The organism is Sinomonas terricola (assembly GCF_034931225.1).
Classification (GTDB): domain Bacteria; phylum Actinomycetota; class Actinomycetes; order Actinomycetales; family Micrococcaceae; genus Sinomonas; species Sinomonas terricola.
The window spans coordinates 134,104-149,115 of record NZ_JAYGGQ010000006.1 but is presented as its reverse complement, the minus strand read 5'-3'; the positions used below and the strand labels follow the sequence as shown (position 1 = coordinate 149,115).

The 15,012-nt window shown below is 67.9% G+C and carries 13 protein-coding genes and 1 pseudogene; 9 read left to right on the top strand and 5 right to left on the bottom strand.

What is annotated here, in order from left to right:
* Positions 1-36: 36 nt before the first annotated feature.
* From SPF06_RS10080 to SPF06_RS10070, 3 genes and pseudogenes are all read left to right on the top strand, one after another.
* A complete protein-coding gene (locus tag SPF06_RS10080) occupies positions 37-1,242 on the top strand; it encodes a NosD domain-containing protein (protein ID WP_323278916.1) in 1,206 nt (401 codons plus the stop codon).
* 114 nt (positions 1,243-1,356) lie between these two features.
* A pseudogene (locus SPF06_RS22120) lies at positions 1,357-2,223 on the top strand (glycoside hydrolase family 32 protein); the annotation flags it as partial.
* Positions 2,224-3,028: 805 nt separating this feature from the next.
* The gene (locus SPF06_RS10070) at positions 3,029-3,580 is read left to right on the top strand and encodes an SRPBCC family protein (protein ID WP_428985745.1); all 552 of its coding nucleotides are present in this window, start codon (positions 3,029-3,031) and stop codon (positions 3,578-3,580) included.
* Between the two features lie 81 nt (positions 3,581-3,661).
* Here SPF06_RS10070 and SPF06_RS10065 read toward each other — a convergent pair whose 3' ends face one another.
* Positions 3,662-4,846, bottom strand: a complete 1,185-nt coding sequence (locus SPF06_RS10065; protein WP_323278913.1) for a TerC family protein — start codon at positions 4,844-4,846, stop codon at positions 3,662-3,664.
* A gap of 290 nt (positions 4,847-5,136) precedes the next feature.
* Between SPF06_RS10065 and SPF06_RS10060 the strand changes: the two genes are divergently transcribed.
* From SPF06_RS10060 to SPF06_RS10045, 4 genes are all read left to right on the top strand, one after another.
* On the top strand, positions 5,137-7,122 hold the full coding sequence (locus SPF06_RS10060) for a S53 family peptidase (RefSeq protein WP_323278912.1): 1,986 nt from the start codon (positions 5,137-5,139) through the stop codon (positions 7,120-7,122).
* Positions 7,123-7,330: 208 nt separating this feature from the next.
* Entirely contained in the window at positions 7,331-8,353 is a 1,023-nt protein-coding gene (gene fbaA, locus SPF06_RS10055; protein WP_323278911.1) for a class II fructose-bisphosphate aldolase, read from the top strand.
* A 30-nt stretch (positions 8,354-8,383) separates the two neighbouring features.
* Positions 8,384-8,812 carry a DUF3151 domain-containing protein gene (locus tag SPF06_RS10050; RefSeq protein WP_323278910.1) on the top strand — a complete coding sequence of 143 codons (429 nt, stop codon included), beginning with the start codon at positions 8,384-8,386 and terminating at the stop codon, positions 8,810-8,812.
* Between the two features lie 120 nt (positions 8,813-8,932).
* Complete coding sequence (locus SPF06_RS10045) at positions 8,933-9,568, top strand: CG0192-related protein (protein ID WP_323278909.1); 636 nt, start codon at positions 8,933-8,935, stop codon at positions 9,566-9,568.
* A gap of 82 nt (positions 9,569-9,650) precedes the next feature.
* Here SPF06_RS10045 and SPF06_RS10040 read toward each other — a convergent pair whose 3' ends face one another.
* Positions 9,651-10,961 carry an MFS transporter gene (locus tag SPF06_RS10040; RefSeq protein WP_323278908.1) on the bottom strand — a complete coding sequence of 437 codons (1,311 nt, stop codon included), beginning with the start codon at positions 10,959-10,961 and terminating at the stop codon, positions 9,651-9,653.
* A gap of 49 nt (positions 10,962-11,010) precedes the next feature.
* Between SPF06_RS10040 and SPF06_RS10035 the strand changes: the two genes are divergently transcribed.
* On the top strand, positions 11,011-11,802 hold the full coding sequence (locus SPF06_RS10035) for an IclR family transcriptional regulator (protein ID WP_323278907.1): 792 nt from the start codon (positions 11,011-11,013) through the stop codon (positions 11,800-11,802).
* Between the two features lie 21 nt (positions 11,803-11,823).
* Here the strand turns inward: SPF06_RS10035 and SPF06_RS10030 are convergent, their stop codons facing one another.
* On the bottom strand, positions 11,824-12,579 hold the full coding sequence (locus SPF06_RS10030; protein ID WP_323278906.1) for a FadR/GntR family transcriptional regulator: 756 nt from the start codon (positions 12,577-12,579) through the stop codon (positions 11,824-11,826).
* A gap of 133 nt (positions 12,580-12,712) precedes the next feature.
* On the opposite strand from SPF06_RS10030, the gene SPF06_RS10025 reads away from it, so the two are divergent.
* Complete coding sequence (locus SPF06_RS10025; protein WP_323278996.1) at positions 12,713-13,225, top strand: gluconokinase; 513 nt, start codon at positions 12,713-12,715, stop codon at positions 13,223-13,225.
* A gap of 133 nt (positions 13,226-13,358) precedes the next feature.
* On the opposite strand, the gene SPF06_RS10020 is transcribed toward SPF06_RS10025, so the two are convergent.
* Positions 13,359-14,282, bottom strand: coding sequence for a hypothetical protein (locus tag SPF06_RS10020; RefSeq protein ID WP_323278905.1), 924 nt, complete (start codon positions 14,280-14,282; stop codon positions 13,359-13,361).
* A 64-nt stretch (positions 14,283-14,346) separates the two neighbouring features.
* Positions 14,347-14,994 (bottom strand): hypothetical protein, encoded by a 648-nt coding sequence (locus tag SPF06_RS10015; protein WP_323278904.1) that lies wholly within the window; start codon positions 14,992-14,994, stop codon positions 14,347-14,349.
* Positions 14,995-15,012 lie beyond the last annotated feature (18 nt).

Here is a 15,012-nt window from a genome sequence, read left to right as displayed (position 1 = left end):
TCCTCTGACCCATCGAGAGATAGGAACATCGACACAGTGACCACCGTCTACGACGTCACGACCTGGAGCGTGCCGGGAAACCCCTCCGCCTCTCCCTACAACGACATCGGCCTCGTGATCAATAGCATCATCGCCGACATCAAGTCCCAGCAGACGAGCCAAGCGTCCAAGCCAGGCGGCGTCATCTACATCCCGCCGGGCGACTATTCCCTCAAGACCCGCGTCAACATCGACGTGAGCTTCCTGACGATCCGCGGCTCCGGGCATGGGTTCACATCGCTCAGCATCCGTTACAACACCTCGGACACCTCGAGCTGGCATGAGATCAACCCGGGCGGCAGCCGCATTCGGGTCGAGAACACGGACGGCAACGCGGAGGCATTCCGGGTCTACCGCACGGGCGACCCCCGCCTGAGTGCGGTCGTCTTCCAGAACTTCTGCCTCGATGGAGTGTCGTTCGGGACCAACCAGAACTCCTACGTCAATGGCAAGACCGGCATCCTTTTCGATTCTGCAAATGACTCGTGCCGGATCGAAGGCATGGGGATGGTCTATCTCGAGCACGGCCTCGTCGTGAGGGACACCGACGCCCTGAGTGTGAGCGACAATTTCCTGGCCGAGTGCGGCAACTGCGTTGAACTCGTCGGGTCGGGCCAGGCCTCCAAAGTCACCAACAACCACATCGGCGCCGGTTATGTTGGCTTCTCGATTTTCGCCGAGAACCACGTTGGTCTGCTCGTTGCCGGGAACAACATCTTCCCGCGCGGCAACAGCATGGTCCATGTGAAGACCTCGACCCGTTGCAGCATCACAGCCAACCGCCTCCACGCCTTCTACCCAGGAATGGTGGTCTTCGAGGGAGTCTGCAGCGAGAACCTGATCTCGAGCAACCATTTCCTCCGCCAGCCCGAGCCGTGGGGCCCGATGCAGCCCTACAACAATGGTCTCGACGATCTTTACGGCCTCGTCCATGTCTACGGAAACAGCAACACGATCACGGCGAACCACTTCACCTATGACGTCCCCTCCTCGGCCATCACTCCGGCAGGGCAGACGCCGACGATCATCTTGGTGTCCTCCGGGAGCAACAACTACATCGCTGCCAACAACACGGCGAGCGCGGTGCCAGTCATGACCGTCGTCCTGGACTCGTCCACCACGGGAACCAAAGTCCTCGACAGTGGCACGCAGGCCCAGTTCCAGCCGTATCAGAGCACGTACTCGTTCAGGGCAACCCCCTGAACCCTTTGTCTCGCGCGGCTTGATCCGCCGAGATGCCGGGCGGCGCAGTCCATGTCGACTGCGCCGCCCCTTGTAAGGCCTGTTTGTCAATGACGACGAGAAAGGCACGCCTCAATGGTGAAGAACACGCGGAGGGCGGTCTCAGCGATCGCCCTGGCCGCCGGAATGGTTCTCCCGACGCTCCCGGCTTCGGCCGACACCACCTATACGGAAACCTACCGACCCCAATTCCATTACACCCCAGCCCAGAATTGGATGAACGATCCCAACGGGCTCGTCTACGCCAATGGGCAGTACCACCTCTTCTACCAATACAACCCATCGGGAAACACGTGGGGCAACATGTCCTGGGGCCACGCGGTGAGCCCGGATCTCATCCACTGGACCGAACTGCCCGTCGCCATTCCCGAAGACGCCGCCACTATGATCTTCTCGGGAAGCGCCGTCCTCGACACCAACAACACGAGCGGATTCGGCACGAGTACGAATCCTCCCCTCGTCGCGATCTACACGGCCGTGAACAAGGCGACGGGGAACCAATCGCAGGCCCTCGCGTACAGCACCGACGGCGGCCAGACCTTCACCAAATACGCGGGGAATCCCGTTCTGGACATCGGGTCGAACAACTTCCGCGATCCCAAGGTCTTCTGGTACGCGCCAGGAAACGAATGGATCATGGCGGCAGCGCTGTCGGATCAGCACAAGGTCACGTTCTACAGCTCTCCCGACTTCAAGCAGTGGACGCATCTGAATGATTTCGGGCCGGCCGGCGCGACCGGTGGACCGTGGGAATGCCCGGACCTCTTCCCGCTGCCGGACCCCGCGAATCCGAACCAGCAGGAATGGGTCCTGATCGTGAATCTCAATCCGGGTGGGGTCGCGGGTGGATCGGGCGCGCAATACTTCACGGGCAGCTTCGATCCAGTGCACGGATTCACGCCCGACGGTGTCCCGCCGGCAGGTACAGGCCTCGGAAGCTATGATTCGGGGTCCTTCGACGGCTGGACGGCCACCGGCACCGCGTTCGGCTCGGCCCCCGCGACGGGCACGCTGCCGAACCAGATGACCGTCTCGGGTTGGTCGGGGGCCGGGTACGCGAGCAGCTTCAACGGTGGCGACGGCTCCACGGGGTCGCTGAGCTCGCCGAATTTCACGATCGATCACCGCTACCTGAACTTCCTCGCGGGCGGCGGAAACCATCCGTACGTTCCCGGTTCGGTGACGCCCGGCGGCATCCCGGACGGCACAACCTTCGCGGACTTCGAAGCCACGAGCTACGGGAGCGGCTGGCAGACGACGGGCGACTTCGTCGGAACGGGACCCGCGCCCGGCACCCTTCCGTACCAGAACCCCGTGAGCGGCTACCTCGGCAGCGGGCTCGTCAACACCTTCACGAACGTCGACACGGCGATGGGGACTATCACGTCGCCGTCGTTCACCATCTCGAAGCGCTACGTGAACCTGCTCGTCGGGGGAGGCAACCACCCCTGGGGCGGTCCGAACCCGACGTCGGTGAACGTCGTCGTCAACGGTCAAGTAGTGGCGACGGCGACTGGGCAGAACAACGAGCACCTCGACTGGGTGAGCTTGGATCTCAACGCGTACCAAGGGCAGACGGCGACCGTCCAGATCGTGGACGAGAACTCCGGCGGCTGGGGGCACATCCTCGCCGACCAGATCATGTTCGGCGACAACCCCGTCACGGTCGCGCAAGACACGGCGGTGCGCCTCGTCGTCGACGGCCAAGTCGTCCGCAGCGCGGGCGGGAGGGCCGGAACGGAGCAACGTGGCGAGCACCGACTACTCGTTCGTGACGTGGTGGCGCGTCGCCGGGACGCGCGAAGAGGTCGTGTCGATCTTGCGGAACGGCGCCGACCTGTCGCGGTGGTGGCCCTCGGTGTACCTCGATGTGCGGATGCTCGACCCGGGCGACGCCCAGGGCCTCGGCCGCCGCATTGACCTGTTCACCAAGGGCTGGCTACCGTACACGCTCCGCTGGACGTTCACTGTCACGGAACCGATCACCCTGGACGGCTTCGCGATCTCGGCCCGAGGCGATCTCAATGGGACCGGTCGGTGGACCCTCACCCAGGACGGGCCTGAGACGGTGGTCCGCTACGACTGGACCGTGAGCGTCGGCAAGCCGCTCCTGCGCAGGCTGAGCTGGCTGTTCAAGCCGGTGTTCGCGGCGAACCATCGCTGGGCCATGGCGCGCGGCCAGGAGAGCCTCGCGCTCGAGCTGCGGCGCCGTCGCGCGGTCGACGACGCGGCGCGCGCAGCCGTCCCCGACCCACCTGGGCCGACCTTCCAATGGGGAAAGGGGCGGCGGCCGGCCTAGCGTCCGACCGCAGAACGGGCGACGGCGCCGCGCAGCCGGGACACGCCGTCGTCCGTTTGCGGGGTGCGCTGGACCGGACGGCTACCGCGCGAGGTACTCCGCGTGCCGCGCGTGCGCCTCGCGCACCTTCTCGCGGATCGCCTCGACGTCCTTCGCCTTGTCCCGGTACTTCTTGTCCATCGCGAGGATCTCCCGCTCCTCGTCGACGAGGTCTTGGTAGACGCGCTCGCGCTCAGCCGGGTCGGCGGTGTAGTCGAGGTCGAGATAGCTCTGGGCGTGGCGACGCGCGTTGTTGATGGCCGTCTGCGCCTTGCCGGCTGGGCTCACGAGAGAGGCCACGATCGTCACGGCCAGGACACCGACAATTACCGCGAGCGAAAGCCCCGTTGTCACTTCGAACACGGGCACATGCTGGCCGCCGTTGATGAACGGGAGCGTGTTCTCGTGGAGCGCGTGCAGCACGAGCTTCGCGCCGATGAACGCAAGGATCGCGGCGAGGCCGAAGGAGAGGTAGATGAGCCGGTCGAGGAGCCCGTCGAGCAGGAAGAACAGCTGGCGCAGCCCCATGAGGGAGAAAGCGGTCGCGGTGAACACGACGTACGCGTTCTGGGTGAGGCCGAAGATCGCGGGGATCGAGTCGAGCGCGAACAGGACGTCGGTGCCGCCGATCGCCACTATGACAAGGAGCATCGGCGTGAGCACGCGCTTGCCATTCTCGATCGTGAACAGCTTGTCCCCGTCGTAGCGCTGCGAGGTGCGGAGGACTTTCCGGGCGAGGCGGATCATGATGTTGTCCGCCTCGTCTCCACCGTGGTCGGGCTTGAGGAGCTGGCCGGCCGTGAGCAGCAGGATCGCGCCGAAGACATAGAAGATCCACGCGAAGCTGTTGATGAGGGCGACGCCGAGGAAGATGAACAGGGTCCGTGCGATGAGCGCGAACACGATCCCGAAGAGGAGCACCTTCTGCTGGTCCTCGCGCGGCACGCGGAAGCTCGCGAGGATCACGAGGAACACGAAGAGGTTGTCGACCGAGAGCGCCTTCTCGGTGATGAAGCCGGCGAAGTACTGGCCGCCCATTTCGGTTCCCCCGAGGAGGAGGACGACGACGCCGAACAGCACCGCCGCGCCGACGTACACCGACGACCAGATGGCCGCCTCGCGCAAGGTCGGGGCGTGCGCCTTGCGGATGTGGAAGAAGTAGTCGAAGGCCAGAAGACCGAGGATCACGACGATCGTGATGGCCCAGACGGCAGGAGAGACGGACACTAGGAGTCCCTTTCGCAGGCAGGCGTAACCGCCGCAAGTCTTTCCATCCGCCGATCTGATTCCGGAAGACCGCTGCACCCGGCCAGGCTCCCGCGCCTGACGTGTTGACGGATGCAGCGCGTGGGATACTCCCCTGCGCGTCACCAGCTTAACCCAGACAGTTCCCAGACTGCGAACTCGAGGTGGAAAAACTCAGGGCAAACTCCCAGCTTCCGGGATCTCCTGCAAAGGTTCTTTCACAACTAGTCTCGCTCAAGTCAGGCAGATCGCGCCTGTGAGGAGAAGGGTCTATGGCCGCAGAACAGCTTTCCCGTCGACTGACAATCCGTTCACTGGCAGCAGGAGTCGCGCTCGCCTCCGCCGTCGGGCTGGGAACCGCGGCCGTCGCCGTGGCCGCGCCACCCGGCCCGCCGCCGTCGCAGTCCAAGGCATACCCTGGATCCGTTCCCCCGTGGGCGGGCTCGCGGGCCAAGACCGGCATCCCGCTGAGCAACACGACCGTGGAAGGCGAGATCTACCTCAACCTGCGCGACGAAGCCGGCGCCCAGGCCTTCGCCACTGCGGTCTCGACGCCGGGGAGCGCCCAGTACGGCCAGTACCTGAGCCCGGCCCAGTGGAAGGCGCAGTTCGCGCCGACGCAGGCGGCAACGGACAACCTCGTCGCGTGGATCAAGGCTCAGGGCATGGTCGTCACCGGGGTCCCGGAGAGCGGCATGTACGTCGTGTTCCGCGGCACTGTGGCCCAGATCAACGCCGCGTTCCAGGTCGCCGAGCAGACCTACTCGTTCCAGGGCCACGACCTCATCGGCCCGGATCGCGCGCCTACCGTCCCCGGGGATCTCGAGCCGTCCGTCGCCGGAGTGAGCATCGACCAGGGCCGCACGCTCACGCGCCCGACGAATTCCACGGAAGGCAGCGACGCCGCGCCCGCGGGCCAGGTCCCGCCGGTTCCGGTCGCGACCCCGTGCTCCCACTACTGGGACGAGAAGGAAGCCACGGTTCCGCCGACGCAGACCGGGGCCACGTCCGTTCCCACGGTCCTGTGCGGCTACACGCCCGGCCAGATGCAGGCCGCCTACGGCCTTGGCGACGGCGTCACCCTCAACTCGACGGCCGGCGCCGGCCAGACGGTGGCGATCATCGACGCCTACGCCTCGCCGACGATGTTCCAGGACGCCAACCAGTACTCGGCTCTGCACGGACTTCCGGCCTTCACCGCGAGCACCTACAGCGAGAACCTTCCCTCCGTGTTCTACGACCAGGCGCTGTGCGGAGAGCCGAGCGGATGGCAGGGCGAGGAGGCGCTCGACGTCGACGCGGTCCACTCGACGGCGCCTGGCGCGTCCGTTCTGTACGTCGGCGCAGCGGACTGCGAGGGCCAGATCGACATCGCCATGTCGAACATCCTCGACGGGAAGCTTGCGACGATCGTGAGCAACAGCTACGGCAACCTCGGCGAGGCGGTCCCCGCGGACGTGCTCCGCGGTGAGCAGGACATCCACCTCCAGGCGGCCTCGGAGGGCATCGGCCTCTACTTCTCGAGCGGCGATTCCGGCGACGAGAAGATCAACCTCGGCTACACGTCGCCGGACTTCCCGGCGAGCTCGCCGTTCGTGACGGCGGTGGGGGGCACAGACCTTGCGCTCGGCAAGTCGAACAACTACCTGTTCGAGACCGCGTGGGGCACGCCTCGCCAGCAGATCGTCACTGAGCCGGACGGCACGCTCGGCTACGCCGGGCCGCTTCCAGGCGTGTTCGTCGCGGGCGCGGGCGGTGGCCGCAGCGCCGTCTTCGCGCAGCCTGCCTATCAGGCGGCGCTTGTCCCGGCCGCTCTCGCGAACGGCAAGCGCGTCTCGCCGGACGTCTCGGCCGACGCCGACTCGTGGACGGGCTTCCTCATCGGCTTGAGCCCCATCACGAACGACCACTCGCTCAACACCGGGGCGTTCATCCAGGAGCGCATCGGCGGCACGTCGCTCTCGTGCCCGCTCACGGCTGGTCTCATGGCGAGCGCCCAGGCGGCGACGGGCAAGCAGATCGGGTTCGCGAACCCGGCCGTGTACAAGGCGGCCGCGGCTCCCGGGGCGGCGATGCGGGACGTCACGTCCCCGTCGAAGCCCATCAACATGGTTCGGGCGTTCCCGGCCACAGGCCAGACGGCGGTCGGAACGCTCGGGCTGGACAGCTCGCTCGTCGCGACGCCCGGCTATGACGACGTCACCGGCGTCGGGAGCATGACGGAGGCCTTCGCGCAGCAGGTCGCCCAGCAACACTGACAGGCTGCACGATCTGGGGGGAAGAAACGAGGACGACGACGGCGTAGCGGGCGCCGTCGTCGTCCTCGCCTGTGTCTGGGCCCGCCCAGGCCGGCCGGGGCGTCATGTGCGAGGGCGCACGTGGGCGGGCGACCGCGCGATCGCTAGGATGAGAATGGCCAGCACGCCTCCGCTCTGTTTGTTGCGCGGACTGAATCGAGGAGCTTCCATGCCTATCGCCACCCCTGAGAAGTACGCCGAGATGATCGACTCCGCCAAGGCCGGCGGATACGCGTTCCCGGCGGTCAACGTCACGTCGTCGCAGACCCTCAACGCGGCGATCCGCGGCTTCGCCGAGGCGGGCTCGGACGGCATCATCCAGGTTTCCACGGGCGGCGCCGCCTACTGGTCGGGTGCCTCCGTCAAGGACATGGTCGCGGGGTCGCTTGGCTTCGCGGCGTTCGCGCGCGAGGTTGCGAAGAACTACGACGTCAACATCGCCCTCCACACGGACCACTGCCCGAAGGACAAGCTCGACGACTTCGTCCTCCCGCTCCTCGCGGCCTCTGAGGCCGAGGTCAAGGCCGGACGCAACCCGCTTTTCAACTCCCACATGTGGGACGGCTCGCACGAGGTGCTCGACGAGAACCTCCGCATCGCGAAGGACCTCCTGGCCCGGACCGCAGCGGCCAAGATGATCCTCGAGATCGAGATCGGCACCGTGGGCGGCGAGGAAGACGGCGTCGAGAACGCGATCAACGAGAAGCTCTACACGACGGTCGCCGACGGGCTCGCGACGGTCGAGGCACTCGGCGCGGGCGAGAACGGCCGCTACATCACGGCACTCACGTTCGGCAACGTGCACGGCGTCTACAAGCCGGGCAACGTCAAGCTCCGCCCCGAGCTGCTCAAGGAGATCCAGGCCGAGGTGGGCGCGCAGATCGGCAAGGAGAACCCGTTCGACCTCGTCTTCCACGGCGGCTCCGGCTCGAGCGAGCAGGAGATCGCCGACGCTGTCTCCTACGGTGTGATCAAGATGAACATCGACACCGACACGCAGTATGCGTTCACTCGCCCCGTCGTGGACCACATGTTCAAGAACTACGACGGCGTCCTCAAGGTCGACGGCGAGGTCGGCAACAAGAAGACCTACGACCCCCGCGTGTGGGGCGCCTCGGCCGAGAAGGGCATGGCGGCCCGCGTCGTCGAAGCCGCGCAGCAGCTCGGCTCCGAGGGCAAGTCGATCAAGTAGCCACATTTCCTTCGAAGGGGGAGCGCCTCAGTGAGTGACGAGTTCCGCACCAACCTCCTCGGCCCAGAGCCCACGCGGCTCCCGGCCGAGACCGAGGTGTACCAGAGCCTCGCGACCGGCCACTCGGCGCGAGACCTCGTGCAGAAGCACCCGGAGTCTTCGCTGCTGTGGGCGCTCCTCGCCGAGGAGGCGTGGTCCGCGGGGAACACGGTCGAGTCGTATGCCTTCGCGCGCGTCGGCTACCACCGTGGGCTCGACGCCCTGCGCCGCAACGGCTGGCGCGGCGCTGGCCCCATCCCGTGGGAGCACGAGCCGAACCAGGGCTTCCTGCGGGCGCTCTACAACCTCGGCCGCGCCGCCTCGGCGTTCGGCGAGGACAGCGAGCCCGAGCGGATCGACGCGTTCCTCGCGGGCTCCGACCCGTCCGCGAAGGCGGCGATCGAGGCGCTCGGCCGCTAGCAGGGTTCGCAAGGACACAATTCAGCGCCGGAACAGCCCTCAAACGGAGTGGTCCGGCGCTGAATTGTGTCGCAACAGGCCCTGCGGGCCGTGGGGCGGGGGGACTATTACAGTGGCTCCGTGGCTGTCATTCACCGAGCAACCCTTGTCCCGACCAAGCTCGAGCTCATCCACCCGTGGTTGGCGCGCCAGCCGTGGGCAGGCGGCGACGGCGAACTCTCCCGCGTGGGCAGCTATCGCTTCGATGATCCGGACGGCGAGGTCGGCATCGAGGGGTTCATCGTCGAGCGCGGAGGCACGATCTTCCACCTCGTCCTGACCTATCGCGGCGCGCCGCTCGCGGGCGCCGAGCCGTGGCTCATCGGAACCATGGAGCATTCCGCCCTCGGAACGCGCTGGGTGTATGACGGCGCCGGCGACCCCGCCGCCGTCGCCGCCCTCATGCGCGGCGCGCGCGGCGAGCAGGAGCAGGCGGTGCTCGAGGTTCACGACGGCGATACCGTGGTCGGCGTCCAGGAGCCCGACGTGCGCGTGTATGCATCGGGCGCGGGGGCGCCGTCGTTCGCCGGGGCGCCGTTCGCGGGGTCGGCCGGGCAGTTGCCCGCGCTCGTGTCCGACGGCCGCGTGTGCGAGGTGACCTTCGGCGGTGCAACGCTCCGCGTGGCCCGCGTGCTCGGCTCCGAGGTGGGTGGCGGTGCCCAGCTCGTCGCACGGTGGCGCGACGGGGCGGACTCAGTCGCCGCGCTCGCCGGATGACCGAGCCGTAACTGCTGCCCAAACCCGCTTCTCCGTGGGGAATCCACGCAGGAGAAGCGGCTTTGGGCAGCAGAAGCCCGACTCAAGGGACGACGACGGCGACTCGCCCGCGGCGGGCGGCCGAGAGGGCCACCACGGCGATCAGGAGCAACGCCGAGATGATCGCCGAACCGCCGAACAGCACGAAGTTCATGGCCGGCGGGATCGACTTCGCAGCGAGCATGAGGCCCGAGAGCTGCGGCGCGAGGACTGCGCCGATTCGGCCTACGCCGAGGGCCCAGCCGAGTGCGGTGCCGCGGAGCGCGTCGGGGTACCGAGCCGCGATCGCCGCAATGACGAGCGACTGCGTGCCGTGCGTCCCGACGCCCGCGACGACGAGCGCCCCGTAGACATAGGCGGTACTGCCCGCGGGAACCACGAGCAGCGAGATCAGCGCGGCGCCGGCCAGGAACGCCGCCACGACGGAGGTTGAGACGGTCCCGAAGCGGTCGCCGGCCCACGCCGTCGCGATCGAGCCGGCCACCGCACCAATGTTGAGCGCGATCGTGAACGTGAGGGCGGGGCCGAGATCAGCGCCCGAGTCCCGCATGATCTTGGGCAGCTGCGTGCCGAGGCCGTACCACGCGAACAGCGTGAAGAGCGTCGACGCCGCGAACAGGACGCTCAGGCCGAGGAACGGAGCGCGGAACAGGCCGCGGAAGCCGCCGCCCGCCGTCGTCCGTTGGGCACCCGCACGCTCGGGTGCGGCGACGGCTCCGAGGGTCTCGGGCAGGAACCTCCATCCGAGCGGGACGAGGATGACGAGCGCGACGAGGGCCAGCCAGAACATCGAACGCCAGCCGAACGCGGGGATCATGCCGAGACCCAGCGCCGCAGCGGCTGTGCCGCCGAGCGGGACGCCGGACATCATCAGCGTGGCCATGGCTCCGCGGCGGTGCGCGGGCACGAGTTCGGCCGCGAGGGCGTTGGCGGAGGGCACGAGTCCGCCGAGGCCGAGCCCCGCGACGAGGCGGAGGGCGCCGAACGCGACGGCGCCGGGGGCCACGGCGCACAGAACGGTGGCGACCGAGAAGACGATGGCGCACAGGAGGATGGCCCGGCGGCGGCCCCACGCGTCCGAGAGCCGGCCGGCGAAGACGGCGCCGATCATCATGCCGACGAAGGCCATCGAGCCGATGGTCCCGGCGGACGCGGCGTTGAGTCCCCAGCCGGTGCCCTCGATGAGGCTGTTCTGGACGGTTCCGTAGACGATGAGGTCATAGCCGTCGAAGACGACCATGCCCCAGCAGATGGCAATCGCGACGATCGTGCGACGGCGCGCGGGGCCCGACGCTGGGCCGTTGCCGTGGGTGCGCGCGGCCTCGTTGCCGCGGACGGAAGCAGTGAGTGACATGCCATTCATGCTCTCGTGGGGCGGCTCGCACTGGCACTAGGATTCTGCTATGCAGAAGTTTCAGATCGTCAAGAAGCCTGCCTACGCGATCGAATCGGTGGACAACGCGCTCCAGCTCATCCTTCTGCTCCAGGAGCGGGACACGCTCCGCGTCAACGAGGCCGCCGAGCGGATCGGCGTGGCGCCGTCGACTGCCCATCGCCTGCTCGCGACGCTCGTCTACCGCGGCTTCGCGCTCCAGGACGAGTCGCGCCGGTACACCGCCGGGCCCGCGATCCGTGGGGCGACGCGCCAGGGCCGCCTCCAAGACGTCGTCGCGGTAGTGCACCCGCATGTCGAGAGGCTCGCTGCGGCGGTGGGCGAAACGGTGAACCTCATGGCGCGCTTCGGCACGGGCGTGCGGTTCCTCGCGAGCGTCGAATCGACTCAGCTCCTGCGGGTGGGGGACCGGGCCGGAACGGTGCTGCCCGCCCGGCTCTCCTCCGGTGGGAAGGCGATCCTCGCAACGCTCGACGGCGAAGCGCTGCGCCAGCTCTATACCGGCCGTGCGGCGCAGCTTGCGGGAGACCAGCTCGGCGCCGACGAGTTCAGCGCCCTTCAGGGCGAGCTCGCCCTCGTCCGTTCGCGGGGCTACGCGCTCAATCTCGGCCGGACTGAGCCGGACATCGCCGCGATGGGGCGTGCCGTGGGGCAGGGCCGCGCGTGGCTCGCGCTGTCGATCAGCGCTCCGCGCTCGCGCTCCGATGTGCTCGAGCGGCCCGAGACGGTCGCCGCGCTGGCGTCCGCATGCGATGCCGCGGCCGCGGCGCTCGAAGCCGCGAAGCTCAGCAGCCCCCACTGATTCTGCCCAGCAGAATCTCGTTCACGCGAGCCTGAGCGCCGCGCGCACCTCGTGCAGGACGTCCCGCAGAGCGTCCTCGGCGCCTTGGGGATCGCCGCGCACGATGGCGGCCGCCGCGCGCTCGTGGGCGTCGAGGGCCTCGCTGCGCGGGTGGAAGGGCATGAGGCCCTGCCGGGTGCGGCTCGTGAGGGCGACGGCGACCATGCCGTCGAGCCCCGCGAACATCTCATTGCCGCTGCTGCGGAGGATGAGCCGGTGGAACGCGATGTCCGCCTCAAGGAAGGATTCGAGGTCGCCGGCCTCGCCGAAGGCGCGCAACCGGGCCGCGAGGCCTGCCAGTTCGGCACGCTGAGCGCCGGTTGCACGCTGGGCCGCGCACGCTCCGGCGACGGGTTCAACGCCGATGCGCAGCTCCGTGAGCGAGGCGTACTGGTCCTCGGGCCGCGGCGAGGCGAGGCGCCAGCGCACGAGCTGCGGGTCATACACGTTCCACAGCGAGGGGTCCTGGACCACGATGCCCACCCGGCGCTTCGAGGAGACGAGGTTCATGGTCTCGAGCACGCGCATCGTGTCCCGCGCGACGGTCCTCGAGACGCCGAACTCGTTCTGCAGCTCTTCGAGCGTGAGGCGCGTGCCGGGTTCGAGGCGGCCTGAGGCGATGTCCTCGCCGACGGCGTCGAGCATGCGTCGGTGCGGCCCGCCGTCGCCCGTTGCCATCGGCTCGTGTGCCGCTGCTCCCGCCATGGGCCGCCCTCTCGTGCTCCGGATGGACGTCATAGTGCGTCTCGTTCCAACAAAGATACTACCTAAGAATCGAAAAGTGATATCTTCCTCGGAAAGGCGGTGAAGCCACCGCGTACGCGCTTCCTCGGAAGCCAAGGACGACTCCGCGGAGGTACGGGTGGGATTCATGCACATCGTGGTCATGGGCGTTGCCGGTTCCGGCAAGACGACCGTCGCCGCGGCCCTCGCGAAGCGGCTCGGCTGGGAGCTGGCCGAGGCCGACGAGTTCCACCCCCAGGCCAACATCGACAAGATGGCGAGCGGCGTGCCCCTCACCGACGAGGATCGCTGGCCCTGGCTCCGGAGCATCCGCGACTGGATGTCCGAACAGGCCCGCGCCGGCCGCAGCACGGTCCTGACGTGCTCGGCGCTCAAGCACAGCTATCGCGAGCTGCTTGCCGAAGCCGAGGGGCGCGTCGTGTTCGCGCACCTCGACGGCTCGCCCGAGCTCCTCGCCGAGCGCATGTCCGGGCGATCGGGGCACTTCATGCCGACGACACTGCTCCCGAGCCAGCTCGCGACCCTCGAGCCGCTCACCGACGGGGAGCTCGCCTCGGGCTCGCTCCGCATCGACATCGCCAAGAGCCCGGAGGCCATCGTCGGCGAGATCATCGACTCGCTCCACCTTGAGGGCGCCTGACCGACATCTGGCCAGGGGTTAGGCGAGAGCTGGCCACAGGTTGGGTGAGACGTGGCCACGCGTCAGCAACCGACGCGTGGCCACGCGTCAGCAACCGACGCGTGGCCACGTCTCGCCCATCGCGTGGCCAGCTCTAGCCGTTCGCAGAATCCGCCTGGCCCGGTGCGCCCAGTGGTGCCTCCGGCGAAGGCCGGGCAGCCGCCGTCGAACTGCGGCGCAAGAGCACGATCGCAAAGGCCAAGGCAACGAGTTCGGCCAGTTTGGCGGCAACCCCAGTGGGTTCGATGGCTTCCCCTGAGCCGATGATCAAGCCGGTCGCGTGGGCAGAATCGGCTCCGCCATCTCCGGGGAGGCCCACCAGCACGGCATACGCGTACAGTGCGATCAAGGCGACGTTGGTCGCGATCGAGAGTGATAAGACTCCGTCACGCGGGCGCCCGACAACCAGGGACGAGAGCGCGATCTGCATGAGGCCGGAGGCCAGGAACCCGACGCCTAGCAGCAGCGATTCGGCGAAATGCTCGGGTGCGAGGACCACATGGATCCACCCGGCCGTGAAGAGCGCGACCGCAAGGACAAGCGGGAGGCCGAGGCCGGGTTCCAGCCGCCGTCTGCCCAGGGGAGCGACGGCCCCTGCGAACAGCAGCGCCAAACCGCCGACGGCCATGACGAGCGGGCCGATTCCCGCGACCGGCATGACCAGTCCGGCCGCCGGGCCGGGGTCGCCGACATAGCTCGCGATCCGCCAGCCGCTGAAGAGGCTGTCTCCCAGGACCACGGTGCATCCGATCATCGCGAGAGGCCGGAGGAACGCTGATCCCCCGCGGCGGCCGGCAAGCACGAGCATGCCCGCCGCCAGCAGAGCGATTCCCGCCAAGTAGCCGCCGTCGAGCGCAAAGCCTCTGATCGTGGTGAGCCCGTTGAACACGGTGAGCCACGGCAGCCACGCACCGGCGCCAACGAGCGCGAGGCCCGCTGCCCCGGCGCTCAACGCTCCCGTGGCCCGAAATCCGGTGCGACGAGTGGTGCCCGGCAGCGCCGGGGAGGCGTAAGTCATGTGTCCACCTTTGAACTGGGGGAGCCCTCCGGCAGGCATGGCCTCGCCGGAGGGCTCAGGGTTCCTAGCTCCCCACGATGTTGAAGAAGAGGTAGAAATTCGTTGGGATCGGGCCGACCACTCCGCTGCCAGGCGTGTTCAGCAGAGCGTCCATGGTTGCCTCGTTCTTTCCAGCAGCCAATTGAGCCCACGCCGTCTGGTTCGTCACGGCGACGACCTTGATGTCCCACCAACCGCCTCCGGGAGCGGCCAAGATGTGGCTATGCGCCGGGAGCGGCAAATTGGCTACGGCATCAGGCGTAGTGCCCAGAGCGCCCGCGATCCGGGAGAGATCGATCGTCAGCGGGTGGTTGGGGCAGCTGGCGATGGGGCACATCGGTGCGGGAGACGGGTTCGCGAACAGGGGGACGATGACGAAGAGCTCGTTCCTGTCCGCGTTGGGGACGGGACCCACATTGGAGTCCTGGCCCACCTCGCAGCCCGTGGATGAGGACGCCGCAACGCTGTGGTCACAGAAGAAGAGCTGGGGGTACTGAACCGTGACTGTCTGGCCGTTGACCCATGCGGGGGTCTGGGCGGTCGAATCCGGCAGAACGGTCGAGCCGCTCGCGAAGGCAGCGGCCGCAAGGGCGAGCGACGCCATGAAAAGGCCCGCCACGATGGATGCGCCGGCACCCAAGTGCCGCCGCGGGAACAATTTCCGAGGGGTCACGAGGATCACTCCTTTGAG

What these genes read in the sequence shown, in the direction of transcription:
- SPF06_RS10025 (WP_323278996.1), top strand. Translation starts at nt 12,713, where the DNA reads ATGCACATCGTGGTCATGGGCGTTGCCGGTTCCGGCAAGACGACCGTC.
- SPF06_RS10040 (WP_323278908.1), bottom strand. Translation starts at nt 10,961, where the DNA reads ATGTCACTCACTGCTTCCGTCCGCGGCAACGAGGCCGCGCGCACCCAC.
- SPF06_RS10060 (WP_323278912.1), top strand. Translation starts at nt 5,137, where the DNA reads ATGGCCGCAGAACAGCTTTCCCGTCGACTGACAATCCGTTCACTGGCA.
- SPF06_RS10020 (WP_323278905.1), bottom strand. Translation starts at nt 14,282, where the DNA reads ATGACTTACGCCTCCCCGGCGCTGCCGGGCACCACTCGTCGCACCGGA.
- SPF06_RS10030 (WP_323278906.1), bottom strand. Translation starts at nt 12,579, where the DNA reads ATGACGTCCATCCGGAGCACGAGAGGGCGGCCCATGGCGGGAGCAGCG.
- fbaA (WP_323278911.1), top strand. Translation starts at nt 7,331, where the DNA reads ATGCCTATCGCCACCCCTGAGAAGTACGCCGAGATGATCGACTCCGCC.
- SPF06_RS10035 (WP_323278907.1), top strand. Translation starts at nt 11,011, where the DNA reads ATGCAGAAGTTTCAGATCGTCAAGAAGCCTGCCTACGCGATCGAATCG.